This is a genomic window from Chryseobacterium nakagawai, assembly GCF_900637665.1.
In the GTDB taxonomy this organism is placed as follows: domain Bacteria; phylum Bacteroidota; class Bacteroidia; order Flavobacteriales; family Weeksellaceae; genus Chryseobacterium; species Chryseobacterium nakagawai.
Map to the genome: position 1 here is coordinate 5280081 of NZ_LR134386.1, position 12511 is coordinate 5292591.

The window sequence follows — 12511 nt, forward strand, 5'->3', positions numbered from 1 at the left end:
AAAAATTGGTTTATAACATTCATTAACAATTCAATACTAAAGTTTAATATAACTTTAACCACTATTCATTATCTAAATAAGCACGAATTGCTGTATTTCTATGTAATTTTGCCAATTATATGAAGAAACTGTTTACACTTCTGCTACTGATTTTTCTTGCAAAAATCAATGCTCAAATATATTCCGGTGAGGTATTTCTAAGGGATAACTCTATCCTTTATCTCAACCAGGTTTATGTTACCAATCTTAATACCCAAAAAACCGTTCTTGCTGATTTCAACGGCAATTTCAATGTTCCGGCTAATACTGGCGATGTTATCCGTTTTACATCCATTGTTACGGAAAGAAAAGATATTAAGATGACTCCTCAGCTATTAGGACAGAAAAATCTTGTAGAATTGAAAATAGCCTATTATGAGATTCAGGAAATTGTGCTCAGCAGATTTAAGCCTACAGGAAACTTAAGATATGATGTAAATTCTCTCAGAAAAGAAGATAAAGCCCTTGCGATTAAAAAAGTCATCGGACTTCCTGAACCTAAAGGAGACGGAACCCCTCCTGAGCTTCCCGTTGCAGGATTAAGGGATGGTGGACTTACCTTCAGCCTTGAAAGTATCTATGATATGCTTTCCGGTGAAAGAAAGAAGAAACAACGTTATCAGGCTTACGAGAATATGAATACCTCTATCACCCAGGTTAAAAATTATTTAGGGAAAGACTATTTTGCTAAATTTAAAATACCTGAAAATCTAATCGATAACTTTTTACAGTTTGTGTATACTTCCGAAAATATTCAGCCTTATGTATTGGCTGGAAACTTTGAAGCCATCAAAATTCCTATAGAAAAATATATGCCTATCTACCAAAAGAGATTAAGAAGCTCACATCTCCAGGAAGTTATAGCACCCCAGCAGACCGAGAAATAACAATTCACATTTATACAAAAATCCATGTAGTTTTACATGGATTTTTCTTTTACAACAATGCAGGCAGCCATTGTCAATCATTCACTTTTCACATAAAACATTTCATTTATATTCAAAAATATGTTTAATTTTATATCACGATAATGTGTTTAAAATAAAAACAATACTATTTCGTTATCCTACTAAAGACTAATTGACCCAAACACAAATTAAGAAAAAGTACCTGATTTTTAACTTAATCTTATATTAATGAAAAAAATACTTTTACTTCTTGCCTCGGTCTTGTTTTTCAGCGTGTATGCCCAAAAGAAGGGAAAAGATTACAGCCAAATTCTGAAAAGCAATAATATATATGAAATCAACGCATTCTTAAGAGACGCTCACCCTGATGATCCCAGAAGATCCGTCCTGAAGCCAAGAGTTATGGAAATGATGAAAGAATACATCAAAAATGCTCATCCTGAAGATCAGAAAGTGAAAGACATGCAGGAAATGCTGGCCTTATTAAGAAGAAGACCTTCTACAAAGATCACCTTTGATGAAATGAATGCCATTATCAAACAGAAACAGATTGCCAAATATAAAGCCGAACTTGCTGCCAAAAAATCAACAGAAACTTATACTCCAAGCAACGCTCAAAATACATTTGTGGTGAACACAGCTGCTAATGCTGCAATTCCCAATGCAGAAGCCGAGGAATTTAATATGCTCATGAACATCTCTCCTATTGAACATCAAAATAAAACCGTTAAAATCCTTAATTCCTTATTTGACAATGATCCCAATGCTAAAGAATGTATTATTCTTATTCAAAATCAATCTGACTGCAATATTATTGTAAGGATGGAAAGTGTTGGTACAATTAAATACAGACTCGCTGTTCCAGCTCATAAAGACAACTCCATCGTAGTAGAAAAAGGACAGTATCTTTTCACAAGTTTGGTATGTGGTGCACAGTATGCATCACAAAAAACTATTCAAAAGCCAATTATGGTTGCTTTAGGCAGCGCAACAACAAAATAATCAAAAGAATATCATAGTTTCACCATAGGTCTTTTAACTTTAAAAGACCTCAATTCTGTGTAAATTTTATTACTTTTGCAGTCATTTTACACATGACTCAATGGGCAAGAATAAATTAGCAAGATTTGCAGAAAACAAGATACTACCGAATGTAATTCAACCAACAAGGGAAGATGCTTTAGAAGGCTTTGAACTTAAAGGAAAATGGAGAGAAAACTTCTTTAAAAATGACAACCCGATTGTTCTGGAGCTAGGCTGTGGAAAAGGAGAATACTCTGTAGGGTTAGCCAAAACATTTCCAGAAAAAAACTTTATTGGGATTGATATTAAAGGGGCAAGATTCTGGTTCGGAGCAAAAGAGGCAGTGGAAAACGGGATGACTAATGTTGCTTTTTTAAGATCACAGATCGAACTTGTAGATCATTTCTTTGCTGAAAATGAAGTGGATGAGATCTGGATTACCTTCCCGGATCCACAAATCAAATACAAAAGAACAAAACATAGATTGACACATCCGGACTTTTTAGCCCGTTATAAAAAGTTCCTGAAGCCAGGAGGAATTATCCATCTGAAAACTGACTCAGAATTCCTTCATGGATATACTCTAGGATATTTACAGGGAGCAGGATATGAAATCATAACCGCTCACCATGATATCTATGGAGCCCCGGAATATGACCCTAATACTCCCCATTTGAGAGATATCCAAACGTATTATGAACAGCTATTCTCAGCAAAAGGAAAAACAATAACTTATATAAAATTCCGAATCAACTGATGAAGTAAACTAAACACTATTGATGAAAAAAAAATTTTTGACGATTTTATTTTTCACTTTCCTTACCCCCGGCTTTACATCCGCACAAAAAGGCAGTAAAGACATTTTAAAAAGCACAAATATCAAGGAAATTGAAGAATATCTTAAGACCGCACACCCTGACGATCCTAAAAAAAGTGTGCTGAAACCTAAACTCATTGCTTTAAAAAACTCTGAGTGGACCAAAGGAGCACAGACTGCCAAACCTATGGAATCAAGGCCCATTATCGCAGATATCCCCAAAAATGCGATGAAAGACCCCAATTCTAATGAAGCGGAAGAATTTAGGCGTTTAATCGCCGAAACATCTACAGAACATAGAGAGAAAACTGAGCAGCTTCTCAATACAATGCTCAATGAGGATATTACCAAAAAAGAATCCATTCTTTTATTTAAGAATAATTCGGACTGCAATATTGTTCTCCGGATAGAAGGTAATGATTATTATAATCTTGCCGTTCCTGCTCATGGAGAAAACTTTATTATAATTAATAAAGGTTCCTATACGCTGAACAGTAATGTCTGTGACATGAAGTACTTCTCTCAAAAAGATATAAAAAGAAGTATCTTTGTAACCATAGATAATCCAGGTCAGCCAGGTGCTCAACAAGCCTCAGCCACAAAGGCACCCTCTGAAAAACCATTAAAAAAAAGAAAAAAATAAATGGGTATGAAAAAGTTATTAGTTCTGACAGGGATTTCAATGATCCTGACCAGTTGTAGTGTTAATTATGGAGGTTATCCCATTAGAAACCCCTATCCTACCAATACTGGCGGCGGCAGTGCGGCTAATACAGAGAGAGAATATAATGAACTGATGAAGACTCATAAACCTGAAACAGCTGAAGTATTGAGTGATCTTCTTAATAATGATGATCCCGGAAATCCTAGAACTTCCATCTCAGTGAATAATAATTCTTCGTGTAATATGGTATTAACAATAAGTGGGAACAATTTCTTCAAAAAAATTCCTATAGGAGCTGGAAAAACAGGCTATACAATGGTTGCTAAAAATCAAAACTACAGTTTGTCCGGTATGGTTTGTAATTCAAGATATCAATCCAGTAAGTTTATAACAACTTCTTATTCTATAACACTTAGAAACTAAAAATAGAACTGCAGAATTCTGCAGTTTTTTTTATTTTTAATCTTGTATACAAAGCAAACAGCATATATAGTTTTAAGATGCCTACTGTGTAGTTTGTAAATCAATGACTATAGATCAAAATGCAAATAAGATAAAATCAAAATATTATTATATAAATTACACAAAGTAATAAATATTTATATTTAAAAAATAATAATTGCGGTATCCGAAAAGCATATAGAGTAGGAAAAGCTAAAGCTAAAACTAAAACCATGAAAAATTTAAAAAAAATCTCAAGGAATGCCTTAAGAACAATTAAAGGAGGATTTAAACTATGTACTCAAGGCTGTAATACTGAAATAGGAGAAATATGCTGTGGAGTTGTATGTAAGGTGGGAGAAGTCCTAATACCTGCAGATCCTACAATTCCAACAATCGTTGTTTGCCCAAAGAGATAATAATAAGTATTCAATAAAAAAACGCTGGACCGAAATCCAGCGTTTTTTCTATAGTAAAGAAAATCTTTAATTATTCTGCATCGAAATCAGCATCTGTATCAGCAGATACCTTTTCTCCTTCTTCTTTAGATTTTTCTTTATCAGCTTTTCTTTGAGACTGACCTTCTTTGATAGAATCAGAAACAATGCTCAAGATCATATCGATAGATTTAGAAGCATCATCGTTTCCTGGGATAACGAAGTCAACTTTTCTAGGGTCAGAGTTTGTATCAACGATACCGAAAACTGGAATACCAAGTTTCTTAGCTTCAGTTACCGCGATGTGTTCTCTTAAGATATCAACTACAAAGATTGCAGAAGGAAGTCTAACCATGTCAGAGATAGAACCTAAGTTTTTCTCTAAGTTAGCTCTTTGTCTGTCAACTTGTAATCTTTCTTTTTTAGATAAAGTTTCGAACGTACCGTCTTTTTTCATTTTGTCGATAGAGTTCATCTTCTTTACCGCCTTTCTGATAGTAACGAAGTTCGTTAACATACCACCTGGCCATCTTTCTGTAATATAAGGCATATTAAGTTCAGAAGCGTGTTTTGCAACCACTTCTTTCGCTTGCTTCTTAGTAGCTACGAAAAGAACTTTTTTACCTGCAGAAGTTAATTTTTCTAAAGCGCTGCACGCTTCATCTAATTTAACTGCTGTTTTATGTAAGTCTACAATGTGAATACCGTTCTTCTCCATAAAAATGTATGGAGCCATATTTGGATTCCACTTTCTAGTCATGTGACCGAAGTGTACGCCAGCCTCTAAAAGGTCTTTTACATTTGCTTTTGCCATGTTTTCTGTTTTTGTTAGTTTACTTTCCGTCTTTTAAACAATCAACAACTTCTTTAGATGGGAGAAGCGTTTGGATGCTAAACGTAACGGGCAATTTTTTTGTTTAGATAATAAATAGATTTCAGATATGAGATAACAGATTGAAAAAAATTCTGAAATCCGGTATCTTGAATCTGAAGTCTGAAATTAACGTTTTGAGAATTGGAATCTCTTTCTTGCTTTTTTCTGACCTGGCTTCTTTCTTTCCACCATTCTTGCGTCTCTTGTAAGTAAACCAGCTGGCTTTAATGCTAATCTGAACTCAGCGTTGATTTCGCATAAAGCTCTAGAAATACCTAATCTGATAGCTTCTGCCTGACCTGTATTACCACCACCGAAAACATTTACGGTAACGTCATACTGACCAACAGTCTCAGAAAGGATAAACGGTTGGTTTAATTTGTAAACCATCACGTCTGTAGAGAAATATTCTTTAGCATCTTTACCGTTTACTGTAATGTTTCCAGCACCTGGTCTTACATAAACTCTTGCTACAGAAGTTTTTCTTCTTCCGATTTTGTGAACTATAGACATAATTAATTATTTAAATTCGTTAACATTAATTGTTTTTGGCTGTTGAGCTTCATGTTTGTGCTCAGTTCCTTCATACAAATAAAGGTTCTTAAGGATAGCAGATCCTAATCTGTTTTTAGGTAACATACCTTTTACAGACTTCTCTAATACCTTTAAAGAATCTTTCTTTTGAAGTTCAGCCGCAGTCATAGACTTCTGTCCACCAGGATATCCTGTATGCCAGATATAAGTCTTATCAGCCCACTTGTTTCCGGAAAGCGTAATTTTCCCAGCATTCAAAACGATTACGTTATCACCACAATCTACGTGAGGTGTAAAATTCGTTTTGTGCTTACCTCTCAAAATCTTTGCAACCGTAGAAGCTAGTCTTCCTAACGGCTGTCCTTCAGCGTCTACCACAACCCATTCTTTATTAGCAGTAGCTTTGTTCGCTGAAACAGTTTTGTAACTTAATGTATTCACACGTTTTAGTTAAAGATTAAACATAATTTACCCCTAAAAGGGTGTGCAAAGGTACAAATTATTTTTGTAACCCAAAAACATATTTTATTTAATCTATAGAATATCGGATAATCAGCCCTCTAACAATAGATTTTAACACTATTTATACTTTTGGCATAAAACTTGTAAAATGTTGTGGCGATGAAAAAAAACGTTTAGAAGGTTCTGAAAACACAGATATGATAAAGCAAGAGTTTCTTCCCTCAACTCTTTCTTTATTACCTTTTCTCTACAAAACCGTAAAACTTAGCCTAGTTTCTTTTTGGCTAAAGTCATATTCTTAGGATGAGATACTTTACAAAACAGTTTAAGGGAATCAATACAAAATTATCCTTAAAGACAATAAATAGAGGAAGAAATTAATTAAAAATCTTTGTTTCCAAAAGCTTTAATAAAAAGATAAAAGCAAGCGCGATGATCATCGTGATCCAGGAAAACTCTTTTTTATCAGCTTTGAAGAAGGCCTTGATAACTTCTTTTAATTTAGCCGAGTCAAAACATAAGATAGCAATAATTAAAATCTGGTAATAAATAGCTGTACCCAATGCAGCTATTCCAAATATATAATCCTGAATGATAATGTTGATCAACATCGTTGATAGTAGAAAACATCCAAAAAACCTTGTCCTATTAAACAAAATCAGAATAGCTCCAACTACTTCAAAAAATCCGATAATAATTGGAAATGCTTTCGAATATCCATAAAAAATCCACATTATATCGTGCCCAGACATTGTATTCAATACAGTTCCCCCTTGATAGTCCGAAAACTGCAAAGGCTTACTCAATCCATAGATCAGCATAGACATAGAAACAGTAAGAACAATCATCCAATATATTAGATTAATGATTTTCTCTTTGGATATACGCATCATATTTTTTACATGGCTATTTATTTCAGATATAAACGATGTATACTCAGCATTTGTAAACAACTTTCAAATATTACATTCTTAAACTATCCGTTTCTCCAAATGTAAAAATATTATTCTACAGCTGAATATTTTTATGCAAAATATTCTAAGATAACAACAACTACCGTCCTTGTACGCTTAACTAATTCATTTTTTTTAGAATAAACCACCTCTCAACTTTAATTTTTCTTTAAGGATTTATTCAAAATACCATTAATATCATTATTTATTTCCTTAAATAATTATCTTTGTCGCACAAACAAGTACCATGAGCCACGGAAAAATCAGACAAGACAAAACCTGTCTCAATTGCGAGCATCAAGTAGAAGAAAGATTCTGCCCTCACTGCGGACAGGAAAATACTGAAAGAAGACAGCCTTTCTATTTTCTTTTTACCCATTTCATTGAAGACTTCACTCATTATGACGGTCAGTTCTGGGGAACTGTAAAAAATCTGTTATTTAAACCCGGTAGACTTACCAATACTTATCTGGAAGGGAAGAGACAGAAATTCGTTCCTCCAGTAAAACTCTATATTTTTATCAGTTTTATTACATTTTTCCTATTTGCCCTATTTCCTCCTTTCAAAATCAATTATGGGCATACTGAAAAAAAGGAACACGACGTTGCGCAGAACAATACATCCAAAAATCCAGTTGTACAGAACATTGTTAATGGCATTGAAGCAGAAAAACTACAAGTAAAAGACTCTGCAAAAATAGCTGAACTCAATAAAGCACAGAACTATATACAAGATTCTTTGAAAAAAGACAGCTTCCAAGAAGGTCTTATAAGCACATTGGATACCAATAATAAAATAGCTGACGACACCAATTATCGGGGATACAAGACTCAGGAGGAATATGATAAAGGAACGGCCAATAAAAAAAATATTTTTAGTTTTATCAATGATGCTTTTGCCCATAAATTCTTCAGTCTAAAAGAAGAGGGCGTTAAAAAGGGAGATATTCTGAGAAATCTGGTAGAAACATCTTTCCATAATCTTCCGAAGGCCCTATTCATTTATCTCCCAATTTTTGCATTCTTTTTATGGATATTTCATAGCAAAAGAAAATGGTGGTATTTTGACCATGGCATTTTCACTCTGCATTATTTTTCATTTTTACTTGTAAGCATTTTGATATTAGCACTGCTCATTAAAGCTGCAGGCTTATTATCGGAATATACATTTTTCCCATCTTTACTATCACTGATTATATTTATAATTTCGGCATACGGACTCATTTATTTCTTCATTGCCCATCGCCGGGTCTACAAATCACATGGTATTGTAAGTATTATGATTGGTGGAATTATATTCTTTCTCAATCTGTTTGCATTCATATTCTTAGCTACAGGATTAGCATTAGTAAGTTTTCTGATGCTCCATTAAATAAAAGAAAATAGGCTGTCCGATGGAACAGCCTATTTTTTATTTTCTTAATGACTTAGTGGCTCTAAAACTTGCTATTACATAATAGGCTACAAAGACCATCGAAAACTTCAGAATAGATGGAATCGCCAGTTCGAGCTTAAATAGTAAAGTACCTATCAGAACCAAAATAGCCATGGCTAAAAAAGACAGACCTAGTTTCTTAGGCAATGTAAAATCCGGAGTATCCAGATAATAAGCAACACCCCATGCAGCCCCAAAGGCAATGGCATAATAAAGTTCCAGACCCATATTATCTGAACTTAAAAAAAAATAATTGATAAGGAAACTTATTACTGTTCCCAACGCGAAATATATCAAGGCTTTTTGCATGTCTGTAAAATATGGTGCAAAAGTAGAGATTTTAATTTGAGTAATTAAGGATCTGTCAATTTCCAAACAAAATCTGGAAGTCATTTTTAATTCTGTAACTACCGAACCAGAAAACTTTCAAATTCTCAAACCTAAAATTGGAGATATTTTATTAAATAATCACATTCAAACAAATGATAATCAACCCAATAAAATCAAACACCAGGTTGTTTTTTTATTATTATATTTGAAAACTTAGAAACTTTCTAGAAATTTTATGGAAACCCAAAAATATACTCCAACCAACAAGGTAAGAATCGTAACTGCTGCCTCTCTATTTGACGGACATGATGCTGCGATCAATATTATGCGTCGTGTCATTCAGGGAACTGGATGTGAAGTGATTCACTTAGGACACGACAAATCAGCAGAGGAAGTTGTAAACACAGCGATCCAGGAAGATGCCAATGCGATTGCATTAACTTCATATCAAGGAGGGCACAATGAATATTTCAAATATATCTATGACCTTTTAAGAGAAAAAAATTCACCGCAGATCAAAATTTTTGGTGGCGGTGGTGGTGTTATCCTTCCAGAAGAGATTAAAGACCTGATGTCTTATGGAATTGATAGAATCTATTCTCCGGATGATGGCCGTGAACTTGGCCTTCAGGGAATGATTGATGATTTGGTACACCGTTCAGATTTTGCAACAGGGAAAGATGTAACAGCCGATGATCTGGACTTAATCAATTTTGAAAACTCAACAAGTATTGCCAGAATTATCTCTGCCGTTGAGAACTTTTCAGAAGAAAAACCTGAATTGGTAAAAGCAATTGATGAAAAATCAAAAGATTTAAATATTCCAATCATTGGGATTACAGGAACCGGAGGGGCTGGAAAATCATCTTTAACGGATGAATTGGTAAGACGTTTCCTACGTTCCAACACCGATAAAAAAATCGCAATTATTTCTATTGATCCTTCTAAAAAGAAGACCGGAGGAGCTCTTCTTGGAGACAGAATCCGTATGAATGCGATTAATGATCCGAGAGTATACATGCGTTCAATGGCCACAAGAGAAAACAACGTTTCTGTTTCTCCATTTATCCATTCTGCATTAAATGTATTGAAACTGGCGCATCCGGATGTGATCATTCTTGAAACTTCAGGGATTGGACAATCAGGATCAGAGGTTTCTGATTTTGCAGATGTTTCTATGTATGTAATGACTCCTGAATATGGTGCTTCTACACAGCTGGAAAAAATTGACATGTTAGATTATGCTGATCTGGTGGCATTAAACAAATCCGACAAACGTGGGGCTCTTGACGCGCTTCAGGCGGTAAGAAAGCAGTTCCAGAGAAACCATCTTTTATGGGAAAGTCCATTGGAGGATATGCCTGTATATGCTACAAAAGCATCTCAGTTCAATGATCATGGAACAACAGAACTTTACAACAGATTGGTTTCAAAAGTAAATGATAAATTTACTGACTTAGGACTTAAGACTTTCGTTGAACAGGAAATTACAGAGGAAGTAACCATCATTCCACCCAAAAGAGTACGTTACCTTTCTGAAATTGTTGAAAACAACAAACAATATGATGCCAATGTTGAGAAACAAGCTGAATTAGCAAGAAAATTATACCATATTGAAGGGGTAAAAAATATTATTTCTAATGAAGCTTTAGATATTGAATATCAAAAAGCAGAAAAAGAACTTCAGCAGGAAAATATTGATTTCCTGAAAACATGGGATGATACAAAAAAAGCTTTCCATGCAGAGTTTTATTCGTATTTTGTAAGAGGAAAAGAAATTAAAGTAGAAACTTCTACAGAATCTTTATCTCACCTAAGAATTCCAAAAATTGCTTTACCAAAATACAACGACTGGGGTGATCTGATTCAATGGAAAGGCCAGGAAAACCTTCCGGGAAGCTTCCCTTATACTGCCGGAATTTATCCGTTTAAAAGAACTGGTGAAGATCCAACAAGAATGTTTGCGGGAGAAGGTGGCCCGGAAAGAACTAACCGAAGATTTCATTATGTATCTGCAGAAATGCCTGCAAAACGTTTATCCACGGCTTTTGACTCGGTAACTTTATACGGACAGGATCCAGCTTTACCGCCAGACATCTATGGTAAGATTGGTAATGCAGGGGTTTCCATTGCGACTTTGGATGATGCTAAAAAACTATATTCCGGATTTGACCTGGTAAATGCATTGACTTCAGTTTCCATGACCATCAATGGTCCAGCTCCAATGCTATTGGCATTCTTCATGAACGCTGCCATTGACCAGAATGTTGAAAAGTACATTAAAGAAAATGGATTAGAATCTAAAGTTGAAGCCAAGCTTAAGGAAAAATTCGACGATAAAGGCTTAGAAAGACCAAAATATAAAGGTGAACTTCCTCCATCCAACAATGGATTAGGATTACAGCTTTTAGGATTAACAGGTGATGAAATTATTCCTGCCGATGTATATGCTGAAATCAAAGCTAAAACAATTGCTACGGTTCGTGGTACTGTTCAGGCTGACATTTTAAAAGAGGATCAGGCTCAGAATACCTGTATCTTTTCTACTGAATTTGCCCTAAGATTAATGGGTGATGTTCAGGAATATTTTATCAAGGAAAAAGTGAGAAACTTCTACTCTGTTTCTATTTCAGGATATCACATTGCTGAAGCAGGAGCTAATCCTGTGTCTCAGCTGGCATTTACATTGGCCAACGGTTTCACTTATGTGGAATACTATCTGTCAAGAGGAATGGACATCAATGATTTTGCTCCGAACTTATCTTTCTTCTTCTCTAACGGTATTGACCCTGAATATTCAGTGATCGGACGTGTAGCCAGAAGAATCTGGGCAAAAGCAATGAAACTGAAATATGGTGCAGATGAAAGAAGCCAGATGCTGAAATATCATATTCAGACTTCAGGACGTTCTCTTCACGCTCAGGAAATTGATTTCAACGATATCAGAACTACGCTTCAGGCGCTTTATGCGATCTATGATAACTGTAATTCACTTCACACGAATGCTTATGATGAAGCCATCACGACTCCTACAGAGCAATCGGTAAGAAGAGCAATGGCGATTCAGCTGATTATCAACAAAGAATTAGGTTTAGCAAAGAATGAAAACCCACTTCAGGGATCGTTCATCATTGAAGAACTGACTGATCTTGTAGAAGAAGCTGTTTATGCCGAATTCGATAGAATTACAGAAAGAGGAGGTGTTCTTGGTGCCATGGAAACGATGTACCAGCGTTCTAAGATCCAGGAAGAATCTATGCATTATGAATGGTTGAAGCACACCGGAGAATATCCAATCATTGGAGTGAACACATTCCTTGGAAAAGACGGTTCCCCAACCGTACTCCCGGGAGAGGTTATCCGTTCTACTGAAGAAGAAAAACAGGCACAGATTGAATCTCTTCACAATTTCCAGAAAGCTAATGAAGAAAAATCTGAAGAAGCGTTGAGAAAGCTTCAACATGCCGCTATCAACCAGCAGAACTTATTTGAAGTAATGATTGATGCAGTTAAATTCTGCTCTTTGGGGCAAATCACCAATGCTTTATTTGAAGTGGGTGGTAAATACAGAAGAAATATGTAAGTAGACCACTG

13 protein-coding genes are annotated in these 12511 nt (G+C 35.0%); 8 read left to right on the forward strand and 5 right to left on the reverse strand.

The annotated features are described in order from the left end of the window. The first annotated feature begins 119 nt into the window (after positions 1 to 119). The 6 genes from EL260_RS23940 (at position 120) to EL260_RS23965 (ending at position 4311) form a co-directional block, all read left to right on the forward strand. Positions 120 to 926: a hypothetical protein gene (locus EL260_RS23940; protein WP_123857978.1), complete on the forward strand. Its 807-nt coding sequence runs from the start codon at positions 120 to 122 to the stop codon at positions 924 to 926. A 249-nt stretch (positions 927 to 1175) separates the two neighbouring features. Continuing rightward, positions 1176 to 1949, forward strand: a complete 774-nt coding sequence (locus tag EL260_RS23945; RefSeq protein WP_123857979.1) for a DUF6759 domain-containing protein — start codon at positions 1176 to 1178, stop codon at positions 1947 to 1949. 100 nt (positions 1950 to 2049) lie between these two features. Continuing rightward, positions 2050 to 2727, forward strand: a complete 678-nt coding sequence (trmB, locus tag EL260_RS23950; RefSeq protein WP_123857981.1) for a tRNA (guanosine(46)-N7)-methyltransferase TrmB — start codon at positions 2050 to 2052, stop codon at positions 2725 to 2727. Between the two features lie 22 nt (positions 2728 to 2749). Then, positions 2750 to 3430, forward strand: coding sequence for a DUF6759 domain-containing protein (locus EL260_RS23955; protein ID WP_228445590.1), 681 nt, complete (start codon positions 2750 to 2752; stop codon positions 3428 to 3430). Between the two features lie 6 nt (positions 3431 to 3436). Then, positions 3437 to 3874: a DUF6759 domain-containing protein gene (locus tag EL260_RS23960; protein ID WP_123857983.1), complete on the forward strand. Its 438-nt coding sequence runs from the start codon at positions 3437 to 3439 to the stop codon at positions 3872 to 3874. 251 nt (positions 3875 to 4125) lie between these two features. Continuing rightward, the gene (locus EL260_RS23965) at positions 4126 to 4311 is read left to right on the forward strand and encodes a bacteriocin-like protein (RefSeq protein WP_123857985.1); all 186 of its coding nucleotides are present in this window, start codon (positions 4126 to 4128) and stop codon (positions 4309 to 4311) included. A gap of 70 nt (positions 4312 to 4381) precedes the next feature. Here EL260_RS23965 and rpsB read toward each other — a convergent pair whose 3' ends face one another. The 4 genes from rpsB to EL260_RS23985 all read right to left on the reverse strand — a co-directional run bounded on the left by rpsB (position 4382) and on the right by EL260_RS23985 (position 7092). After that, positions 4382 to 5143, reverse strand: a complete 762-nt coding sequence (gene rpsB, locus EL260_RS23970) for a 30S ribosomal protein S2 (protein WP_045501217.1) — start codon at positions 5141 to 5143, stop codon at positions 4382 to 4384. A 186-nt stretch (positions 5144 to 5329) separates the two neighbouring features. Next, complete coding sequence (rpsI, locus tag EL260_RS23975; RefSeq protein WP_034680985.1) at positions 5330 to 5716, reverse strand: 30S ribosomal protein S9; 387 nt, start codon at positions 5714 to 5716, stop codon at positions 5330 to 5332. A gap of 6 nt (positions 5717 to 5722) precedes the next feature. Next, positions 5723 to 6178 carry a 50S ribosomal protein L13 gene (gene rplM / locus EL260_RS23980; RefSeq protein WP_047385928.1) on the reverse strand — a complete coding sequence of 152 codons (456 nt, stop codon included), beginning with the start codon at positions 6176 to 6178 and terminating at the stop codon, positions 5723 to 5725. Positions 6179 to 6576: 398 nt separating this feature from the next. Next, positions 6577 to 7092, reverse strand: a complete 516-nt coding sequence (locus EL260_RS23985) for a hypothetical protein (protein ID WP_123857987.1) — start codon at positions 7090 to 7092, stop codon at positions 6577 to 6579. A 307-nt stretch (positions 7093 to 7399) separates the two neighbouring features. On the opposite strand from EL260_RS23985, the gene EL260_RS23990 reads away from it, so the two are divergent. Then, entirely contained in the window at positions 7400 to 8524 is a 1125-nt protein-coding gene (locus EL260_RS23990) for a DUF3667 domain-containing protein (protein ID WP_123857988.1), read from the forward strand. A 39-nt stretch (positions 8525 to 8563) separates the two neighbouring features. On the opposite strand, the gene EL260_RS23995 is transcribed toward EL260_RS23990, so the two are convergent. Continuing rightward, positions 8564 to 8980, reverse strand: a complete 417-nt coding sequence (locus EL260_RS23995) for a hypothetical protein (RefSeq protein WP_317126515.1) — start codon at positions 8978 to 8980, stop codon at positions 8564 to 8566. A gap of 172 nt (positions 8981 to 9152) precedes the next feature. Here EL260_RS23995 and EL260_RS24000 point away from each other — a divergent pair, with 172 nt between their 5' ends. Continuing rightward, positions 9153 to 12500: a methylmalonyl-CoA mutase family protein gene (locus EL260_RS24000; RefSeq protein ID WP_123857990.1), complete on the forward strand. Its 3348-nt coding sequence runs from the start codon at positions 9153 to 9155 to the stop codon at positions 12498 to 12500. The last annotated feature ends 11 nt before the right edge of the window (positions 12501 to 12511 follow it).